At 71.1% G+C, this 18,573-nt stretch carries 18 protein-coding genes and 1 tRNA gene; 4 read left to right on the top strand and 15 right to left on the bottom strand.

Features of this window, described 5'->3' with window-relative positions:
• Positions 1-168: 168 nt before the first annotated feature.
• Positions 169-378: a heavy-metal-associated domain-containing protein gene (locus GOBS_RS08365; RefSeq protein ID WP_012947849.1), complete on the bottom strand. Its 210-nt coding sequence runs from the start codon at positions 376-378 to the stop codon at positions 169-171.
• Entirely contained in the window at positions 378-758 is a 381-nt protein-coding gene (locus GOBS_RS08360; protein WP_012947848.1) for a metal-sensitive transcriptional regulator, read from the bottom strand. The genes GOBS_RS08365 and GOBS_RS08360 overlap by 1 nt, the downstream gene beginning before the upstream one ends.
• A 230-nt stretch (positions 759-988) precedes the next feature.
• Here GOBS_RS08360 and GOBS_RS08355 point away from each other — a divergent pair, with 230 nt between their 5' ends.
• Entirely contained in the window at positions 989-1,540 is a 552-nt protein-coding gene (locus tag GOBS_RS08355) for a hypothetical protein (protein ID WP_049788177.1), read from the top strand.
• 174 nt (positions 1,541-1,714) lie between these two features.
• Here the strand turns inward: GOBS_RS08355 and GOBS_RS08350 are convergent, their stop codons facing one another.
• The 3 genes from GOBS_RS08350 to GOBS_RS08340 all read right to left on the bottom strand — a co-directional run bounded on the left by GOBS_RS08350 (position 1,715) and on the right by GOBS_RS08340 (position 4,250).
• Complete coding sequence (locus GOBS_RS08350; protein WP_012947846.1) at positions 1,715-2,128, bottom strand: DUF6640 family protein; 414 nt, start codon at positions 2,126-2,128, stop codon at positions 1,715-1,717.
• A 335-nt stretch (positions 2,129-2,463) separates the two neighbouring features.
• A complete protein-coding gene (locus GOBS_RS08345; protein ID WP_243697674.1) occupies positions 2,464-3,138 on the bottom strand; it encodes a SixA phosphatase family protein in 675 nt (224 codons plus the stop codon).
• Between the two features lie 77 nt (positions 3,139-3,215).
• Positions 3,216-4,250 (bottom strand): polysaccharide deacetylase family protein, encoded by a 1,035-nt coding sequence (locus GOBS_RS08340; protein WP_243697673.1) that lies wholly within the window; start codon positions 4,248-4,250, stop codon positions 3,216-3,218.
• 604 nt (positions 4,251-4,854) lie between these two features.
• Between GOBS_RS08340 and GOBS_RS08335 the strand changes: the two genes are divergently transcribed.
• The gene (locus GOBS_RS08335) at positions 4,855-5,121 is read left to right on the top strand and encodes a hypothetical protein (protein ID WP_166487227.1); all 267 of its coding nucleotides are present in this window, start codon (positions 4,855-4,857) and stop codon (positions 5,119-5,121) included.
• A gap of 468 nt (positions 5,122-5,589) precedes the next feature.
• Here the strand turns inward: GOBS_RS08335 and GOBS_RS08330 are convergent, their stop codons facing one another.
• Together GOBS_RS08330 and GOBS_RS08325 are read right to left on the bottom strand one after the other, a co-directional pair.
• Positions 5,590-6,558, bottom strand: a complete 969-nt coding sequence (locus GOBS_RS08330) for an NAD(P)-dependent alcohol dehydrogenase (RefSeq protein WP_012947843.1) — start codon at positions 6,556-6,558, stop codon at positions 5,590-5,592.
• 122 nt (positions 6,559-6,680) lie between these two features.
• Positions 6,681-7,388, bottom strand: coding sequence for a DUF4386 domain-containing protein (locus GOBS_RS08325; RefSeq protein ID WP_012947842.1), 708 nt, complete (start codon positions 7,386-7,388; stop codon positions 6,681-6,683).
• A 142-nt stretch (positions 7,389-7,530) separates the two neighbouring features.
• Here GOBS_RS08325 and GOBS_RS08320 point away from each other — a divergent pair, with 142 nt between their 5' ends.
• A complete protein-coding gene (locus GOBS_RS08320) occupies positions 7,531-10,362 on the top strand; it encodes an AfsR/SARP family transcriptional regulator (protein ID WP_012947841.1) in 2,832 nt (943 codons plus the stop codon).
• A gap of 33 nt (positions 10,363-10,395) precedes the next feature.
• On the opposite strand, the gene GOBS_RS08315 is transcribed toward GOBS_RS08320, so the two are convergent.
• The 8 genes from GOBS_RS08315 to GOBS_RS08280 all read right to left on the bottom strand — a co-directional run bounded on the left by GOBS_RS08315 (position 10,396) and on the right by GOBS_RS08280 (position 18,075).
• Positions 10,396-10,707: an alcohol dehydrogenase catalytic domain-containing protein gene (locus GOBS_RS08315; protein WP_012947840.1), complete on the bottom strand. Its 312-nt coding sequence runs from the start codon at positions 10,705-10,707 to the stop codon at positions 10,396-10,398.
• A 91-nt stretch (positions 10,708-10,798) separates the two neighbouring features.
• Positions 10,799-11,722 (bottom strand): DUF4386 domain-containing protein, encoded by a 924-nt coding sequence (locus GOBS_RS08310; protein ID WP_243697672.1) that lies wholly within the window; start codon positions 11,720-11,722, stop codon positions 10,799-10,801.
• A 59-nt stretch (positions 11,723-11,781) separates the two neighbouring features.
• Positions 11,782-12,615, bottom strand: a complete 834-nt coding sequence (locus GOBS_RS08305; RefSeq protein WP_012947838.1) for an ABC transporter permease subunit — start codon at positions 12,613-12,615, stop codon at positions 11,782-11,784.
• Between the two features lie 41 nt (positions 12,616-12,656).
• A complete protein-coding gene (locus GOBS_RS08300; RefSeq protein ID WP_012947837.1) occupies positions 12,657-13,553 on the bottom strand; it encodes an ABC transporter ATP-binding protein in 897 nt (298 codons plus the stop codon).
• Between the two features lie 70 nt (positions 13,554-13,623).
• Positions 13,624-14,361 (bottom strand): DUF4386 domain-containing protein, encoded by a 738-nt coding sequence (locus tag GOBS_RS08295; RefSeq protein WP_012947836.1) that lies wholly within the window; start codon positions 14,359-14,361, stop codon positions 13,624-13,626.
• A 38-nt stretch (positions 14,362-14,399) separates the two neighbouring features.
• Positions 14,400-14,681 (bottom strand): hypothetical protein, encoded by a 282-nt coding sequence (locus GOBS_RS08290; RefSeq protein ID WP_012947835.1) that lies wholly within the window; start codon positions 14,679-14,681, stop codon positions 14,400-14,402.
• Positions 14,682-14,794: 113 nt separating this feature from the next.
• A complete protein-coding gene (locus GOBS_RS08285) occupies positions 14,795-17,902 on the bottom strand; it encodes a winged helix-turn-helix domain-containing protein (RefSeq protein ID WP_208104408.1) in 3,108 nt (1,035 codons plus the stop codon).
• Positions 17,903-18,002: 100 nt separating this feature from the next.
• Positions 18,003-18,075: transfer RNA gene (locus tag GOBS_RS08280), tRNA-Asn, on the bottom strand.
• Between the two features lie 139 nt (positions 18,076-18,214).
• Here GOBS_RS08280 and GOBS_RS28680 point away from each other — a divergent pair.
• Positions 18,215-18,538 (top strand): hypothetical protein, encoded by a 324-nt coding sequence (locus GOBS_RS28680; protein ID WP_012947833.1) that lies wholly within the window; start codon positions 18,215-18,217, stop codon positions 18,536-18,538.
• The last annotated feature ends 35 nt before the right edge of the window (positions 18,539-18,573 follow it).

Below are 18,573 nucleotides of genomic sequence, written 5' to 3'. Positions count from 1 at the left end.
CGTTGCCGATGCCCAGGGCAGCTGCGAAGACGATCCCGAGGCCGACGAGGTGGGTCCCGATCCGCACTGTGGAGCTCATGGACATCCCTCCCCAGTGCGCGCCCGACGCCGAGCGACCGTCCGGGTGCGGCGTCACTCGCGGCGGAGCCGCAGCCGGACGGATCGTCGTCAGGCGCCGGCGACCTGGTAGCCGGCCTCCTCGACGGCGGCGCGCACGGCGGCGTCGTCGACCTCAGCGTCACCGGTGACGGTGAGGCCGCCGCTGGCCAGGTCGACGTCGACGTCGGTGACCCCGGGGACGGCGCTGACCTCCTCGGTCAGCGAGCTGACGCAGTGGCCGCAGGTCATGCCGACGACTGTGTAGGTGGCGGTGCTCATCAGGGGTTCCTTCCACTTCTGCGGTCGTTGGTCGACATCTCGGTGCTCCAGGACGGGTTCGCCCTGGAGGCGCAGCTCAGGAGCGGACGAGGCGGGCGATGGCCTCGGACGCCTCGCGGACCTTCGCGTCGGCCTCGCCCGCCGGCCTGTGCGGCCTGGACGACGCAGTGCGACAGGTGCTCCTCGACCAGGCCGAGGGCGACCGACTGCAGCGCCTTCGTCATCGCCGAGACCTGCGTGAGGATGTCGATGCAGTACTTCTCGTCCTCGACCATCCGCTGCAGCCCGCGGGCCTGACCCTCGATGCGGCGCAGCCGCTTGAGGTAGTCGTCCTTCCGGTGGATGTAGCCGTGGGCACCGTCCTGCTCGGTGGTCCCCATGTCACCCCCCGTGCTCCAGTCCTCCGAATCGGGTACCCGGTAGGGGTATATTGCAGCCGATGTTACGCCTGCGGGTGGGGTCCGGCAAGGAGCCTCTCCGACCTCTCGGAGACCGGTGCAGGAGGCGGTGTTCGAGGTCGGGTAGGCATCACCGAGCCCGGTTTCAGGCGGGAGCCGCGCTCGTGGATCAGCGACCCGGAGTTGCCGACGGCCTGCCGATACCCACCTCCATGCGCACGACGATCATCATGACCATCGCGGCGGCGGCGCTCACCGCCGGCTGCGGGGGCGGGGACTCCGCGGAGGCGACCGCCCAGGCCACCGAGTCCAGCACGAGCGCCGCAGCACCCGAGTCCGCGACCGCGGCCGGACCGTCCACGACTGACCAGGCGATGGACGCGGCAACCGCACTGGCCGACCTGAAGGACGCCGGGCTGCCCATCGCCGACAGCGCGGTGATCACGGAGACCAACGACGCGAACGACCTCATTGGGCGGCCGGGGCAGTACGTGTCCAAGGTGGCGTTCGCCGACAGCCGCGTGGGCGTGCCGATCGACCCGGCCGAGCCGGGCAACGAGGGTGGCGGCTCGATCGAGGTGTTCGCCGACGGCGCCGACGCGCGAGTCCGGTCGGACTACATCCAGGAGACCCTGGAGAGCCTCGGCCCGATCGCTGGCACCGAGTACCACTACCTGGCCGGCCCGATCCTCGTCCGTGTCACTGGCGAGCTGCCCCCGTCGGTGGCGGCTGAGTACGAGACTGCAGTCGCCGGTTTGTCCTGAGATGACGAAGAGAGCCTGGCTGGTCGACCTCGGAACAGTCGACGAGCCAGGCTCAGGCCCAGTAACAGCCAGTGGGCATGATCGCGTCCGTGGCTGTGGTCTCTCTGCTGCTCACGGTCGGCTCGACGGGGTGGCGGAGCTCCGGCGGTGACCGACCGGCGCGGCGTGGATGCGCTACAGCCCCCGGCGGTGCAGCAGGTAGCCGAGGGCCGCAACGGCCGGCACGAGGGTCGCGGGAACCAGGTTGAGCGGCACGCCGGCCACGCGCGGCAGGTGCCCGGGCTCGTCCTCGACCGCGGTGCCGGGCGTGGCCAGCGCGCCGAAGAACGGCGCCCACGCGACCGCCGGCAGGAGCGCGGCGGTCTTGGCCGCCAGCTCCTGCTCGGCGGCGGAGGACGCCGGTCGCCACAGCAGCCACAGCGCGAGCAGTTGGGCGCCGGCGACCGTGCCCCAGCCGGCGGCGCCGTGGAACCGGGCGTGCGGGGGCCAGTCCGGGTTGAACACATGGGTGGCGTTCAGGTCCGCGCGTGCCGTGCCCACGATCGTGCCGACCGCGGCGCCGGTCAGCACCAGCCGACTCGTCCTCATCGCTCCTCCTCGCTCCGCGTCGCCACCCCGGGCGAGGGCTGCGGGCGCGGCCTCCGGTGTGCCTTCATCGTGGCCCACCACGGGCGGGCGACGACGCGGGCAGGCTGCCGACGCCGCGCCCCACCGATCAGCGACGGCCTGCCGGATCAGCGTCGGCTACGCCAGACCGGGAGACTAGGGGCGGGCGGACCCGCACGCGGATGCGGACAGGTGGAACGCTCACACCTCCTCGGGGAGACGCTGAGCCGGCGTCGGCCCGTCGGGGACGTGGCGGCGGAATCGGTCAGCGTTGCCTGTTGCGCTCGACGGCCACTGCTGGACCGACGCCTGATTCTTCAGTCGCCGGGCACCCTGAACTCCCTCAGCGTCGCCGCGCCCGGCCCGACGGCGGCGAACGACCCGGCGAGCTCGAACACCGCCACACCCCCGGCCGGAAACCCGGACTCGACGCCACGTCGCGCCACCGGATCGCTGCGACCGTCGTCGAGGACGCCCGCCAGCTCACCGATCGAGGGGTTGTGCCCGACGACGGCCACCGACAGCGCGTTCTCCGGGGTCTCCCGGATCGCCGCGAGCAGCGCATCGACGGTGTTGTCGCCGATCCGCGCGTCGCCGATCGGTTGCACTCCCGATGACAGTGCGGCGCCGGCCTGTTCCCAGGTCTGTACCGCGCGGCGGGCAGGGGACACGAGCACCCGGTCGGGCACCAGACCGGCATGCTCCAGCCAGGCCCCGAGCGCCGCGGCCTGCTGCACGCCTTCGGCAGTCAGTGGCCGCTCCAGGTCGACCGGGCCGCCGGCCGCCCTGGCATGGCGGATCAGCAGGAGTCGACGCGGCGGCACCGGCCGAGTCTGGCACCCATCCGCGCGTTGCTCAGCCGGTGACATGGCGCGCGCGTCAGAGCTCGAGCGCAGGGTGCGGCCGCCGGCGTCCACCGGCACTGCGATGCCGAGGATGGACGCGAGCTCCGCTGCCGCCTTCGGAGCTCGAAACACCTTCCAGCTGGCCATGCGGGTTCCATTCCCGTCACCCGCCTCAGGCATCTCCACGCGGCATCGTGGGGCCCTGACGGACACGACCGCCATGATCAGGGCGCCAGGAGGGTGCGCCATCCGTCGGGAGGTGGTTGACCCGGCGACAGTGTCCGCAGCCGGGCGAGCGTGGTCGGGTCCTGGGCTTCCAGCCAGGCGACGAGTTGGCGGAAGGACACCAGGCGGACGTCAGGCTGTTCGGCGATCTGGCGTAGGGCCTCCTCGAGCGCGTCCATGTAGATGCCGCCGTTCCACTGCTCGAAGTGGTTGCCGATGAACAGTGGCGCCCGGTTGGTCGTGTAGGCGCGTTGGAAGCCCGCGAGGTAGGCGTCGCGGGCCTGGGCTCGCCAGGTGGGGTACATGCCCGGGTCGCCGTCCGTATCGCCGTTGGTCTGCTTGTACATGATGTTGTAGTCCATCGCCAGGGCGTGGCGGGCCTTACCGGCGGGGGCGGCGGGGAACGGCACAGCCTGCAGTGGGAAGTTCCACAGGCCCAACCGCTGGTCGGGCCAGACCTGCACTCCACCGGGTGAGCTGGCGTCGTACTTCCAGCCCAGCGCAGCGGCGGTGGGCAGCAGCCCCTCCTGGCCCTGCAGGCAGGGAGTGCGGCCGCCGATGAGCTCGCGCTCGTAGTCGAAGGGGAGCGGCGCCACGTCGGGTCGGCCGGTCAGCCCGGTGGTGGTCTTCCAGGTCTGCACGAACCGCTTGGCCTGGGCGATCTCGTCGGCCCAGTCGGCCGGCGTCCACAGCGAGACCCCGTTGTCCCCGCAGAAGTGCCCGTTGAAGTGGGTGCCGATCTCGTGGCCGTCCAGCCAGGCGGCGCGGACCTCGCTCATGGTGGCGACGACCTCGGCGGTGGACAGGAAGGTGATGTCCGAGGCGCCCACCGGATGCCGTGGCGGGGCGTACTGCATCCGGTGCTCGTCCGGCAGGGCGTAGATGCCGCTGAGGAAGAAGGTCATCGCCGCGCCGTACTCGGCCGCCAGCGAGCGGAACCGCGGGAACAGTCCGGTCTCCAGGTTGGCGGCTCCGTCCCAGGAGAAGACGACGAACTGCGGCGGCGCCTGTCCTGGCTCCAGCCGCTGGGGCACTGGTTGGTGCGGCTGGGGACCTGTGTCGGCGGTCGACCCGTCGCCGATGAGCCGCCCGGTTCCGTCACTGCTCTCAGCAGGAGGGTCGTACACGGTCAAGCCACGACCCAGCCCGATCCCCAGCACTGCTACCGAGGCATATTCCAGGAACTCCCGCCGAGACAACCCGCTCATGTGGCCGAGCCCTTCCGCTTGGCATCGTGTGCGGATGTCGAGCCCGACCGGGCTCGAACGGCATCCGCAAGTCGGCCGCGACCGCCACCATCAGCGCGGCCGGCTGCTCGTGGACGAAGCGGTCGCGGGCCCATCGTCCACGCGCTCCAGGATCAGCCGGTGGTGACGCGCCGAGCATCTGAACGACTGTCCGCGAAGCCCGTCACGAGGTGTCCTCACGGGGATGGGCTGTTCGTGGACGCGGGCCGCGTCGTCTCAGAACGCGTCGTGGAACTCGCTCACCGGGCCAGCCGGCGGGGCATGGTCGTGTTCATGGCGAGGCAGACCATCGCCTCGGCGTGCTGGGGCCAGGTCTCGTAGTCCGCACGCAGCGGCGGTGCTCGCTGATCCAGGCCAGGGTGCGTCCCGAGCGGAGGCCCGAGGAGTCTTCATGGGAAGGCCGCCACTGCCCGTGGGGACCATTGGGAGGATCCGCTTCGAGGTGCTCGGCAGGCATCGGGTGCAGGCCGGCGCCGGCTTCCGCGACTTCGACGGCCGCCGCAAGACCGTGGCCACCCGGCTCGACGAAGCCGGGCTCTCAGCCCGCCAGATCGCCGACCACCTCGGCCACAGCCGCCCCAGCCTGACCCAGGACGTCCACCTCGGCCGCGGCACCGCCAGCCCGAGGACCGCTGCGGTCATCCGGCGGGCCCTGTAGCGCCTCACATCCGTGAGGGCTGCTTCACAACCTCGCGCTGCTGGGCACCCCGAGGACCGCAGCCACTACCCGGCCAGCTCTCAGACAGCCGCCCCGCGACGTTGGCCGAGCCAGCGTCGAGACCCCGTCGAAGGGCCCACCCATCGCCGTCACGCGCCCCAATGTCACGGGTTTCTTGCGACTCCAGCGAAATTGGTTCCGGCCTGGAGGCGCTCACAAGCCACTGACCTGGAGCTTTGCTCCCCCGATTGGACTCGAACCAATAACCCTACGATTTCCTCGCAGTCTTGTTTGCTGGGCGCCGTCGGCAAGAACTCGTTCGCCCGGTGCCGGCGGCTGCTGAGACCGGGCGGATGTCACGTCTCCTCCGAACTGGGACCGCGGGCGCAGAACCCGCTCTTGGCGCTCGTGACCCCGTTGCTCCGACGCAGAAAGGTCCTGTTCCCCATAGCTGGGCATGACCACGCTTTAGACGACGATGACGACCTTGCCGCGTGCGCGGCCGGCTCGTAGGTGACGGATCGCCTCCGGCACCTCGTCAAGGATGAACGTCCGGTCTACGACGGGTACCACGCGGCCGTCTGCGAGCATCGCCGCGAGGAGCTCGAGGTCGGTGCGGCGCGGGCTGGAGAAGACGACACCGAGTCGCTGCCGGACGAAGGGCGACAGCGTGATCGCCTGCAGCTGCCGGGACAGGCCCAGCACCTGGCCGCCCCCTTCTCCCCCGACGATCACCAGGGTCCCCGTGGGGCTGAGGGCAGCACGCAGCTGGGCGACGCTCCGGTCCCCTCCGGTGTCGATGACGACGTCGTAGCGGTAGGGCCGATCGGCGATGTCCTCGCGGGTGTAGTCGATGACGTCGTGGGCACCGATGGACCGGACCAGGTCGACCTTGGAGGTGCTGCACACACCGGTCACCGTGGCCCCGGACGCTGCCGCGAGCTGGACCGCGAACGTGCCGACCCCGCCTCCGGCGCCGGTGACGAGCACCCGCTGGCCGGCCTGGACGTGGCCGACATCGCGGAGCGCCTGCAGGGCCGCCGTCGCGGACGACGGGGTGGCGGCGGCTTCCTCGAAGGTGACGTTCGGCGGCTTGGCGGCCAGGCTGCTCTCGGGGGCGGTGGCGTACTCCGCGTACCCCCCGGCGCCTGTGCCGAAGACAGCGTCCCCGATCCGGAAGCGGGTCACGTCCCGACCGACGGCCGCCACGGTTCCGGCGACGTCGAGTCCAGGCACGGGGTTCTTCGGTGCGCGCAGGCCGAACCCTGCTGCCCGGATCCCGTAGGGCAGGCCCGTGACGGTGTGCCACACACCCTGGTCGAGTCCTGCGGCGCGCACCCGGACCAGTACGTCACCGTCCCCGACGGCGGGACGGCCGACGGTCTCGACGGCGAGGAGGTCTGGTGAGCCGTACGAGCGGCCCACGACGGCCCTCATGGTCGTGGCTGGAGGTGCCGGGCTGTTCGGGCTCTGAGTGCTGATCGGGGTGGTGCGCATGGGAGACCTCTTCGCGTGTGGCTGGGACAGCGTGCGGGACGGCGGGTCGGACGGTTTGCGGCTCATGCGTCGACCAGGGCGCGGTCGGCCGGCACCCGGTTCAGGACGCCCTTGGCCAGGAGGAAGACGAGCAGCGAGACCTCGGCGACGATGAACAGGGTCACGAGTGCGGGGTTGACGGCGTCGGCGGCGGCGGGTGCGAGGAACTGCAGCAGGACATCGACGAGATAGGACGTGGACGCCGCGACCAGGAGGGCGGCGATGACGCGCGGGAACATCCCCGAGCGCCACGCGAGCAGGCCGAGGGGAAAGAGCCACAAGCCGAAGAAGATCTGGGCGATGAGGTATCCGTGGTGCTGCAGGTCCAGCAGGAGCATCACCAGCGCTTCGGCGCCGTCGACGCCGAAGGCCGCGGCGTAGGACGGATCGGTGGCAACGAGCAGCGCACCCAGCTGGTTCACCAGGTTGAGCGTGGTGATGGCCACGGCGATGACGACGAAGAGGACCATCGCCCGCGCCACCTGGGTGTCGACGTGCTGCAGAAGTCGGTGGAGCGTCAGGACGACGAAGACGAGGAACGTCGCCTGCACCAGGTCGGCGACGAGGCTGTACCTGACGAGATCGGCGTTCTCCAGCACTCCGGCGGCCGTGGTGACCGCGTCCCCGGGGACGTAGACCTGTCCGCGGACGATGTGCGCGAAGGCGCCGAGGACGGCGACGACGAGGTAGTACAGACCTGCGGTGCGGGCGAGCCGCTGGGTGGGCTGCATGACGTGCTCCTGTGATCGGGGGGGCCTTGCTGTTGTCCGACCGTGGCAGCCACGGGTTGAACCCGGGTCGTGCCGCGGTTGAGCGCGGCGAGCACCTGCGGGAGCCGTGCGAGGATCGGTTCCCGATCAGGAGGGACGTGCCGTGGTTGGGATCCGGCTCTTCGGTGAGGTCGGCGCCACCGACGACCGTGGTCGGCCGCTCGATCTCGGTCCCGCGAAGTGTCAGGCGGTCCTCGCGGTCCTCGCCCTCGCGCCCCGGTCGGCGATCCCGGTGTCCCGGATCGCGGAGGCGGTCTGGGGTGAGGCCCCGCCGCGGACCGCGCAGAAGACCCTGCAGTCGTACGTCACGCGGCTGCGCAAAGCCCTCGGCAACGACTCGATCGTCCGCGCCGGTGCGGCCTACCGCCTGGACATGCCCGGCGAGGCGGTCGACGTGGTGCGCTTCCGCAAGCACCTGGACGCCGGGGACGTCGATGCGGCGTTGGCGGAGTGGACCGGGACGCCGCTGGCCGGCCTGGACGTCCCGGGCCTCACCGCCACGGTCGAAGGGCTGCTCGAGCAGCGACTCTCCGCCCTGGAGACGGCACTCGGGCGCCAGGTGGACGACGATGCCGCCGCCGCGATCGGAACGTTGACGGAGCTCACGGCGGACCACCCGTTCCGCGAGGGCTTCTGGGCCCTCCTGATGACCGCGCTCTACCGATTGGGCAGGCAGGCGGACGCCCTGGCCGCGTTCCAGCGGGTCCGGAGCCACCTCGTCGACGAGCTCGGCGTCGAGCCCGGCCGGCGGCTGTGTGAACTCGAGGCCCGCATCCTCGACCAGAGCCCGTCCCTCGGTGCTGCGCAGAGGTCGCAGTCCGGGCGGGAGGACAGCACGCGACGCGGGAACCTGCCCGCGCGGCTGGACCGCCTGATCGGCCGCGCATCCGACCTGGAGACCATCGCGGCCGCGTTGTCGACCTCGGCGGTCGTGACGCTCGTCGGACCAGGGGGAATCGGCAAGACGCGCCTGGGCCTGGCCGGGGCGCAGGCCTGGGGAGACGGCTGGGGTGAGGCCTGGTTCGTCGAGCTGGCCGGCCTCGCCTCATCCGCGGACGTGCCGCGTGCCGTCGCCGACGTCGTCGGGGTCGCCGAGGGCCCAGGCAGGACGACGACGCAGGCCGTCGTCGCGGCACTGCGTCCCCGGCGGGCGCTGGTGGTGATCGACAACTGCGAGCACGTGCTCGAGGGCGCGGCCGCGATGGCAACGGCGCTCGCCGAGGGCTGTCCCGACCTCCGCGTCCTTGCCACCTCGCGCGAGAGGCTCGGGGCACGCGGTGAGCAGCTCCTGGCGGTGCCTCCGCTGGACACCGCCGGACCGGCCGCCGAGCTGTTCGCGGAGCGGGCCCGCGCCGCGTCCCGAACGGTCGACGTCGAAGCCCACGGCGCCGAGATCCAGGAGATCTGCCGCGCCCTCGACGGGGTGCCGCTCGCGATCGAACTCGCGGCCGCCCGCACCACGACGCTCACCGTCCCGGAGATCGTCGGACGATTGGACGACCGGCTCCGGCTCCTGACGCGGGGACCACGGACGAACGCGGACCGGCACCGGACCCTGCGCGCGACCATTCAGTGGTCGGTCGACCTCCTCACCCCGGAGCTCCGCACGTTCTTCGCCCGGCTCTCCGTCTTCGCCGGCGGGTTCGACCTGCCGGCTGTCCACCGGGTCTGTGCCGAGCCAGGCCTCGGCGAGGCGCAGGTCGAGGACCTGTTGGAGGACCTCGTCGACCAGTCGATGCTCGGCGTCGAGCCAGGTCCGGCCGGGCGTCGCTTCCGGCTGCTCGAGACCCTGCGGGAGTTCGGAGCGGCCGAGCTGGCCGCCGCCGGCGTGACGGGCCAGGTCGCGCGACGCCACGCCGAGTGGTGCCTGGAGGAGGTCGACCACATTCATCACCGGCTGGTCGGCCAAGCCGAGGTGGAGGGGTTCGCGCAGCTCGGTGCGCTGTGGCCCAACCTGCGGGCGGCCGTCGACCGCGCCTGCCGGACGGGGGACCATCTCCTTGCGGACGCGCTCGTCCGGCCGCTAGCCGCCGAAGTCACGCTGCGCCGTCAGGGGGAGATCGGCGAGTGGGCCGAGCGGATCCTCACCGTCGTCCCGGCCGACGACGTGGACCGGGTCGTGTTCTGGCTCACCTGGGCGGCGCACCGTTACATGCACAGCGGTGACCGGCACGGCTACGAGCTGGTCGTCGGCCGTCACGGCCACCGCGACCACCCGCTGATCGCGTACACGCGTGCCTACCTCTACGAGGACAGCCCCGCGCTGAGCAGCGTCTCACCCGCGGCGGTCACAGAGCTGCGGCGGATGGGCGAGCCGCACCTCGCATCGCTCGTCGAGTTGGCCGGGGTGGCGTCCGGGTTGATGGCCACCGGACAGTTGGCTGCCTTCGACACGTTCGTGGCGCCCCTGGCGGCCCGGTACCGAGCGGACGGCCCACCGGCGATGCTCCACCTCACGCTCCTGGGCCTGGGGTACTCAGCCCTCTTTCAGGGCAGGACGCAGGACGCGGACGACATCTTCGACCAGATGTCCCACGTCGATGTGCCTGAGCGGACCTTCTCGGTGAACCGGCCCGTCGAGGCGCGTGCGGTGTTCCGACGCGGTGATCGGTCGCGCGCCTACGCCATCCTTCGAGACCACGTCGACGACCTGCTCGAGACCGACGTCATGGACACCGCCCGGCTCGCAGCCCTGGAGTTCGTCACGATGCTGTCCGCGCTGGGCCGTGCAGGTGACGCGAGGCCGGTCCAGCGCTACCTCGAAACGACCGGTGGCTTCGGTGAACTGGCCGCCCTCGCCGTCGCGGCCGATGGCGACCCGCTCACGACGGCTCCAGCCGGCGAGGCGATCGCCCCGCCGGAGAGCACGGACACGGACGCACGCGGCGCGCTCGAGCACATCCGTGGAGTCCTCACGTCCCTGCTGAGCGGCTAGCTGAGGGGTCAGGGCTGCCGCCTTCCACCAGGTTCAGCTTCCCACCGGCGCGCTTGCCGTGGCCACCGGCCGACAATCGTCGCGCACGTTCGCCCCGACCGCTTCCACGACGCCGGCGCCGTCGGCCCCGGCGATCCGGTTCTTGCGCCTGGGCTTGGTCAGACCCACTTCCCCCATGAGCCGCGCGACGTACGGGTCGCCGCGCACCATGTGCCAGTCGTAGGGGTTGAGTGCGGCGGCGTGCACGCGGACCAGCACGTCGTCGGGCCCGATCTCTGGGAGGTCCGTGTCGACGAACTGCAGGACGTCCGGGGAGCCGAACCGCTCCTGAACGATCGCCTTCATCGCTGCTCCTTCGTTGCTGGTGTGCGGTGGCTCTCGGAACCGACCCGGCCGTCCCGCGAGGGCGGGCGGCCGGGTCCGAGCAGGTGCGCTCTCAGGCGGGCGACAATTCGGTGTCCAGGTCGGTCGCGGTGAGCGCGGCGACGGCTGCGGGCTTGAAGCCCTTGACGGTCAGGTAGACGCCGAGCGAGAACTCCCACGCCGCGATCGGGAGCGCCGCGACGAGGGCGATGGGGGCCGCCCGGTCGTAGACGCCGAAGAAGATCGCGATGTCGGAGAGGAGGAGCAGTGGGGCGCCGATGAGCCCGATGGTGGGGAGGATGCGCGGCACCAGGCCGGATCGATACATCACGTACCCGATGCACAGCGCATTGAAGACGGGCATGAGGCTCTGGCTGAGCAGGAACGCCCAGTCGTAGGTCGCGAGATGGGCCTGGCCGGTGGTGATCAGCGACGCCGGGTCGGCGCCGGCGGTGCCGGCGACGTCCTGCCGCAGGGTGACGATCGAGAGCATGCTGACGACGCCGACGAGGATGAGAGCGGCTTCCAGGACCCGGGCGGTGACGAACCCGAGCGCGGCCGTCTCGCTCTGCCGCCTGGCCACCCGGAACAGCACCACGGCCGTGCCGATGCCGGCCAGGGCGACGACGACCTCAAGGAAGCCGGCCCACTGCACGCCGGTGTCGCTGCCGGCGCCCAGGACGAAGTCAGCGTTCTCCCGCACCGGGTTGTACAGCGCGAGACTGGGGATCGACACGAACGAGATCAAATACAGGATGCCGGCGGCCAGGGAGGTCCGGCGCATCGAATCGGGCGACGGTCGGGTCGCTCCGGTGGCGGGCGCGGTGATGGTCATGTCGCTGCTTTCCGGGGCTGAGTCGGTGAGCTGGTCCGGGTGCGGCTGGCTGCGGTCCATGTGACTGACCGCGAGAGCAGTAGGCCCAGATCGCAACGGCCTGGAGTCGTTGCCGATGGATTCCACGGGGAACCGGTTCCGGCCCGACGCGACCTGGTCCACAGACCTGGACCAGATCCCGGACCAGCCCGGTTCGGCACCTGCTGATCCGTGGACTGCGCTCAGTCCGTGTCCCGCCGGTAGAGCAGGACGGTCCCCAGCAGGAGCGCCACGCCGGCGTATCCGCCGAAGACCAGCGCGCTCTCGGATCTGGAGAGCGCGACGGCGATCGCCTCAGGGGTGTCGAAGTCGTTGGCGTACGCGAGCAGCTTGTTGCCGGCGAAGAACGGCAGGAAGCGGGCGACTCCCACGGGCAGGAAGAGGTTGAGCAGGTTCTCGACGACGAAGCCCCAGACCAGGACGCCTCCGATCGCCGCGGTGCTGTTGCGGACGACCATTCCGATCCCGAGCCCGAGCACCGCCGACAGCGTGGTGAAGAGCAGGGCCCAGCTGACCGTGGCGCCGAGAGCCGAGGTGTCGCCCGCATCGAGGCCGGCGACCACGGCTCCACCGAATCCTGCGGCCAGACCCACTGCCCCCACCAGCAGGCCCAGGGCGGCGGCGGTGAACGTCTTGGCCACCGCGACGATCCAGCGCGCCGGTCGCGCGACCACTGCGGCCGCCAGCGTGCCGTGCTGGACCTCGGACCCGAAGAGCAGGACCCCCCCGATCGCCGCCAGCATCGACGTCACGCTGGTCCAGTAGAAGCCGACCTGGGCGACGACCAGCACCTCGTCGGTGACGAACGTCGCGACCGCCCACGAGACGAGCAGGCCACCGATGAGCGCGAACAGGAGGATCGCCACGTTGGCCCGGACGGTGGAGGCCTTGATCCACTCGCTCCTCAGGGCGAAGAGGACGGCCCTGGCGTCATGGGCCAGAGACCGCGTGGCCAGAGATGGCTCGGTCAACCAGCTGCTCACCGGCCGCTCGTACGTTGCAGATTCGGTGGTCATGGCGTGGGTCCTCGGGTTGGGGATGGATCGGGCCGGTGTCATCACGTGCTCGCGAACTCGGCGGATGACCGGGTCATGTCGAGCAGGCTGTCCTCGAGCGATCGCGACGTCTCGCTGAGCTCGAGCAGCCGGATGCTGTTGTCGAACACGATCTGCGAGACGACGTCCCTGGTCGTCCCGTGGACCACGAGCCGGTCGACGACGTTCTCGACCGCGAGTCCGTGCGCGGCGAGCAGCGCCTCGAGCTCCACCAGCTGAAGGGTCCGGACGAGCACGCCGACGTCGTTGCGCCCGGTGATGGCGGCGACGGACTCCGCCGCCAGCAGACGCCCCGCCCCGATGACGACGAGGTCGTCGGCGAACATGCTGAGCTCGCTGATGAGGTGGCTGGAGACGAACACCGTGCCGCCCCGTCGGGCGAAGTCCTTGAGGTAGTCGCGCAGCCAGCGGATGCCGTCCGGGTCGAGCCCGTTGGAGGGTTCGTCGAGCAGCAGGACCTGCGGCTCGCCCAGGAGCGCCGACGCCAGCGCCAGGCGCTGACGCATGCCGAGGGAGAACTTGCCCGCCCGCTTGTTCGCTGCCGGTTCGAGCCCGACCTCTGCGAGGACCTCCCCGACGCGGCGGAACGGGATGCCGCTGAGGGCGGCGGTGGCCCGGAGGTGATTCCGGGCCGTGCGGCCCGGGTGCATGCAGCGGGCGTCCAGGACGGCTCCGACGATGCGGGCGGGGTCCTTGAGGTCCCGGTAGTGGACGCCGGAGTAGCGGACGTCCCCTGCGCCGGGGTGGGTGAGCCCGACCATCATTCGCATGGTGGTCGACTTGCCGGCGCCGTTGGGACCGACGAAGCCTGTAACGCGGCCGGCGGCCACCCCGAAGGTCATGTCGTCGACCGCGAGGCTGTTCCCGTATCGCTTGGTGAGTGCTGTGACCGTGATCATTGGTGTGCTCCATGCCTGCGGCTGGGGTGAACGGATCGAACGGGAACGGCGTCGAGCGCCAGAGCCGGGGTCAGCGCCGCGCGGGTGACATCTCCAGGTTCCGCGGGGTCGGGGGAACGGCGCGGGCGGTGACGGGCGAGGACTTGAAGCCCTTGACCACGAGGTAGACGCCGAGCGACAGCTCCCAGAGGGCGATCGGGGCGGCCGCGATCACGTGCTGCCCGGCAGCCAGGTCGTGTGTGCCGAAGACGACCCCGAGCACGGATGCAAGCAGCAGGGGCGCTCCGATGAGTCCCATGAGGGGGATGGCACGTGGCACGAGGCCGGACCGGTACATCAGGGTGCCCAGCAACAGCGCGTTCACGGCCGCCAGGACGTTGGGCCCGAACAGGAACGTCCATTCGTAGACCGCGACGAGGGCCGCCCCGACGGGAACCAGCGAGGCTTCGTCTGCTCCGGCGGTTCCGGCCAGGTCCTGCCGCAGGGTCACGACGGCAAAAAGGCTCACGACGCCGATGGAGATGATGGCGGCTTCCAGGAGCCGGGAGGCGACGAAGCCGAGCGCCAGGGTCTGGCTCTGGCGCTTGACCACCGTGAACAGCACGACTGCAGTCGCGATGCAGGCGAGGGCGTTGACCATGTCGAGCAGGCCCCCGACGAGGACGCGCGTGTCGGCGCCCGAGCCGACGATGTAGCCGGAGTCGCTCAGGACGGGGTCCAGGAAGAAGAACCGGGCGGGGATCGAGGCGGCGAACGTGACCAGGTACAGCCCGCCCGCAAGCATCGCCGTCTTCCTCAGCCGGTCCATCGGAACTCGTGCGGTTGCCGCGGGTCGGTCGGTCAGTGTCATGCCGGTTCCCCTTCTGCGGATCGATGGTCGATCACGGGGACGTCGGGGCGGTCGGGTTCCACCTGGGCGACGGAGACCAGTGACAGGCCCGTGTCGCGCAGCGTGTGCAGCAGGCCGTGCAGGGCGGCCTGGTCGACGACCGGACCGCAGATGTTCGTGGTGCCGTCGGTCTCGTGAGTGAGGCGCATCCCGTCGAACCAGGCGGCCCAGCGGGACTCGAGATGCCCCTTGACTCGGATCTGGTACTGCCTGGGCTCGTGGTACTGGCCTGTTGACATGTCGGCTCATCTCCTTCCGCGGTGCGAGCGAAAGGTAGGAGCGGATGTGATGAGACCGGATCACCATGTGTGGTGATCGACGTGGTGATTTCCCGCCGCTCTGGCGGTCGGCGCTACCGCTGGTGGACGGCGGGGCGGCGGGGCGTCAGGTCGAGCTCGTCGCCACGGCGCACGGCGGAGCGGCGGTTGGTCACACCGAGCTTTGCGTAGATGTTCTTGGTGTGTGTGCGGACGGTGTTCAGTGACACCACGAGCTCGCGGGCGATGCCCGGCCCGTCCAGGTCGGTGCCCAGGAGTCTCAGCACGTCCAGTTCGCGGGCGCTCAGCGGGTCGATCAGGTCCCGGTGGACGGGCGCGCTGCCCCTGGCGGGGCCGAACGCGGCCAGGAGGCGGCGGATGAAGCTGCCGCTGTTCCCCTGCTTGCCGACGGCTCTCAGCAGAGCGGCCATGGGCGGCCCCTCGTCCACGAAGGTCCGGACGTAGTCCTCCGGCTCCGCCAGCGTCAGCGCGCGACGCAGCGAAGCGAGGGCGGCGGGCAGGTCGCCCTGCAGTTGCTGGGCCAGCGACTTCACTACTAGGACATCGATGACGCTTCCGATCCGGCCGCCCTGGTCCGCCGCAAGCAGGAGGCGCTCCAGGAGCTGCGTCGCCTCGGTGAGCGAGCTGTCGGCACGGTCTGCCGCGTACCGGGCCACGAGCGCCCGGGCGAGGGTGACGTGCTCGAACTCGTGCAGGTAGCCGAGCTCGTCGTCGACGGTCAGGCCCCGCTCACGCGCCCACGCAAGCGCCTCGGCCCACCTGCCCTGGACGATCCAGAGTCGCGCGCGCGACGCCGCGACCGGCCGCACCTCCGGGGAAAAATCACCGACGTACAGGCGCTCCGCTTCGTCAAGCAGGCCGACGGCAGCAGGCAGATCTCCTTCCGCCGCACGGATCCGGGCCATCGCCACCCGCCAGCGATAGCGGTTCTGCGGCAGGCCGGCGTGCTCGCCCAGCTCCCTGCTGGTCAGGAGGTGGCGCAGGGCGCCGTCCAGATCGTCGCGTTCGCAGAGCAGTTGGCTGATGCCCACGTGCATGTCCGCCGCTCCCCTGAGCGGGGGTTCGGCCTGTTCGGCACGCTGCAGTCCACGCTCGTAGGTGCTCATCGCCTCGCGGAGGCGTCCCTGCGCGATGGCGATGTCGGCCAGGACGAGGGAGCCCCCGAGGACATCGGAGTGGTACCCGGCGGTGGCCAGGCTCGACATGGCATCGGCGTACCACTGGCGCGCCGTGTCCAGGTGGCCCCCGGTCCAGTACGCGAGCCCGAGGAGCGCTGCCGGGGCGCCGCGCGCGAGATGGTCGTCCGCGGCGGCGAGGTCCAGTGCACGGCGGGCGTGCGTCATGGTGCCACACACGTCGCCAAGCATCAGGGCCCGTCCGGCCCGGTACATGGCGATCGAGCTCGGCAGCGCGCGGTAGCCCGCTGGGTCCTCGACGACCATCCCGCCCGCCGAGCCTGGCACCTGCTCCGCGGTGTCCAGCCATCGCTCGGCGTCCTCCAGCCGCTCCTCGACGCCTTCGAGCTCACCCCTGGACATCAGCGACCCGACGTATCCGATGGTCAGCACGGGCCTGGACCGGAACAGCTCGTCGGGAAGCGCCTCGAGCCACCGGCGCAGGGTGGCCTCCTGCCTCGCCCGCCGCAGCGCGGGTATGGCGAGCTCGACCAGAGCCGCGGCTCGCTCGAAGTCTCCGCCGTCCAGCGCGTGCTCGATCGCCTCCGACCGTGCGCCGTTCCGCTCGCACCAGACGCTGGCCCGCAGATGCAGGTCCCGGACGCGCTCGGGCTGCTCGTTCAGCAGACGCGCGCGCAGCACGTCGGCGAACAGGTGGTGGTAGCGGTACCACTGTCGGCGGTCGTCGAGCGGGACGAGGAACAGGTTGGCCCGGTCGAGCGCTTCGAGCATCGCCTTGCCGCCGTTCTGACCCGTGACGGCGTCGCACAGGCCACCGCTCAGCCGGCCAAGGACCGAGGTCTGCAGCAAGAAACTCCGGACGGACTCCGGCTGACGTTGCAGGACCTCTTCCACCAGGTAGTCGACGATGTAGCGGTCGTCCCCGGCGAAGCCTGCGATGAAGCCGGCGACGTCCTCCCGCCCCTGCAGCGACAGAGCCGCCAACTGGAGCGCCGCTATCCAGCCTTCGGTGCGCCCCTCCAGCGCCTCGACGTCCTCCGCCGTCAGGTCGAGCCCCATCACCCCGGACAGGTAGGCCGCCGCCTCGTCAGCTGTGAAGCGAAGGTCGGCGACCCGGACCTCGACCAGCTCGCCACGCGCGCGCAACCGGGCCAGCGGCAGTGACGGATCGGCGCGGGTGGCGATGACCAGATGGAACTGAGGGGGCAGGTGGTCGAGCAGGAAGGCCATCCCCTCCTGCACGTCCGGCGCCTCGATGACGTGGTAGTCGTCGAGCACCAGGACGACGTCGTTCGAGACGCCGGACAGGTCGTTGAGGAGGCTCGACAGGATCGCCTCCGCCGGCGACTGGGGCGACTGCAGGAGCGAGCGAGCGCCGGCACCTACGGCCGGTTCAACGGCCTGGAGGGCGGCGACGAGGTACGTCCAGAACACCGCCGGATCGTTGTCGCGCGGGTCGAGCGACAGCCACGCCACGGACCGTCCGTCGGCGGGGGCGGTCGCCAGCCACTCCGTCAGCAGCGTCGTCTTGCCGAACCCGGCCGGAGCGGACACCAGCGTCAGCGCCGACTCCGTTCCGCGGGCCAGGCACTCGTCCAACCTGGGACGCGCCACCAGGCGGCGTCGCCCTCCGGGGACGCGAAGCTTGGTCTCGAGCAGCGGACCTGCCATGACCACCTCGCCTGGGAGGACCGACTTCGGCCGTCGACACATGTATTCATTGCCGGCGACACGACGCTGGGCTCCGGAGGGCATCGTGTCAGTGAAGGCCGCTCGGTGTCGATCGCCACCGCGATCGAGCGGGTCGGCAGATCGCCGACCACCTCGGCCACAGCCGGCCCGGCCTGACCCAGGACGTCCACCTCGGCCCCGGCACCGCAGCCCCAGAACTGCCGTGGTCATCCGGCGAGGCCTGTAACGGCCCAACTCGCGAGCGCTCCTCGCGCCATCCATCGCTGCTGGGCCTCCACGAGGACGGCAGCCACTCCCCGGGCGAGCTCTCCGGTAGCGGCCCGTGAAGCCAAGTGGCCCCGCGCGAGGGCTCACCCGGCGCCGTCGCGCGTCCCGAAGTCACAGGTTTCTTGCGGCCCCGGCGAATATCGGTAGCGACCTGGAGCCGTTCACGAGCCGCTGACCTGCAGTGTTGCTCCCCCGATTGGACTCGAACCAATAACCCTGCGATTAACAGTCGCATGCTCTGCCAATTGAGCTACGGGGGATCGGCGGGCGTGCCGGCGCGCAGGGAAGAGGCTACCCCACGCCGTCGCGCGCGCTGCAGGCGGCTCGCCGCGTCGCGCGCCACCCGCCCCACGGTTACCGTGATCGCTTCGGCTCCTGCGTCTCACCTGGAGGTTCGCCATGGCGAAGCTGTCCTTCCTCGTCGGCTTCGGTGCCGGCTACGTCCTCGGCGCGAAGGCGGGTACGGAGCGTTACGACCAGATCCGCCGCGCCTGGGAGCAGGCCAAGGACAACCCGCAGCTGCAGGGCCTGGCCGGCATGGCGCAGGCCCGCGCCGACGGCGTGTTGAACTCGGCCAAGGCCCGGGTCGGTCTCGGCAGCTCCGGGGACCGCTCGACGAGGTCCGGTGCGGGCTCCGTCCCGCGTGCCCGATCCGCCTCCGGCACCACCACCTCGGCGTCGAACACCCCGCTGCCGCCGCCGGACACCTCCGGCGGGGTCTGAGCAAGGACCCCCTGCCCCCACCCGGCCCCGTCCAG

Origin of the sequence: Geodermatophilus obscurus DSM 43160 (genome assembly GCF_000025345.1) — a bacterium.
GTDB lineage: Bacteria > Actinomycetota > Actinomycetes > Mycobacteriales > Geodermatophilaceae > Geodermatophilus > Geodermatophilus obscurus.
Note: the sequence above shows the minus strand (reverse complement) of the source record. Positions and strands in the feature narration are given on the sequence as shown.

Coding starts and splice junctions, on each gene's coding strand:
- GOBS_RS28680 (WP_012947833.1), top strand. CDS start 18,215: ATGGCGAAGCTGTCCTTCCTCGTCGGCTTCGGTGCCGGCTACGTCCTC.
- GOBS_RS08360 (WP_012947848.1), bottom strand. CDS start 758: ATGGGGACCACCGAGCAGGACGGTGCCCACGGCTACATCCACCGGAAG.
- GOBS_RS08300 (WP_012947837.1), bottom strand. CDS start 13,553: ATGATCACGGTCACAGCACTCACCAAGCGATACGGGAACAGCCTCGCG.
- GOBS_RS08325 (WP_012947842.1), bottom strand. CDS start 7,388: ATGCAGCCCACCCAGCGGCTCGCCCGCACCGCAGGTCTGTACTACCTC.
- GOBS_RS08365 (WP_012947849.1), bottom strand. CDS start 378: ATGAGCACCGCCACCTACACAGTCGTCGGCATGACCTGCGGCCACTGC.
- GOBS_RS08350 (WP_012947846.1), bottom strand. CDS start 2,128: ATGAGGACGAGTCGGCTGGTGCTGACCGGCGCCGCGGTCGGCACGATC.
- GOBS_RS08335 (WP_166487227.1), top strand. CDS start 4,855: ATGGGAAGGCCGCCACTGCCCGTGGGGACCATTGGGAGGATCCGCTTC.
- GOBS_RS08345 (WP_243697674.1), bottom strand. CDS start 3,138: ATGGCCAGCTGGAAGGTGTTTCGAGCTCCGAAGGCGGCAGCGGAGCTC.
- GOBS_RS08295 (WP_012947836.1), bottom strand. CDS start 14,361: ATGGACCGGCTGAGGAAGACGGCGATGCTTGCGGGCGGGCTGTACCTG.
- GOBS_RS08330 (WP_012947843.1), bottom strand. CDS start 6,558: ATGAGGGCCGTCGTGGGCCGCTCGTACGGCTCACCAGACCTCCTCGCC.
- GOBS_RS08305 (WP_012947838.1), bottom strand. CDS start 12,615: ATGACCACCGAATCTGCAACGTACGAGCGGCCGGTGAGCAGCTGGTTG.
- GOBS_RS08315 (WP_012947840.1), bottom strand. CDS start 10,707: ATGAAGGCGATCGTTCAGGAGCGGTTCGGCTCCCCGGACGTCCTGCAG.
- GOBS_RS08290 (WP_012947835.1), bottom strand. CDS start 14,681: ATGTCAACAGGCCAGTACCACGAGCCCAGGCAGTACCAGATCCGAGTC.
- GOBS_RS08355 (WP_049788177.1), top strand. CDS start 989: ATGCGCACGACGATCATCATGACCATCGCGGCGGCGGCGCTCACCGCC.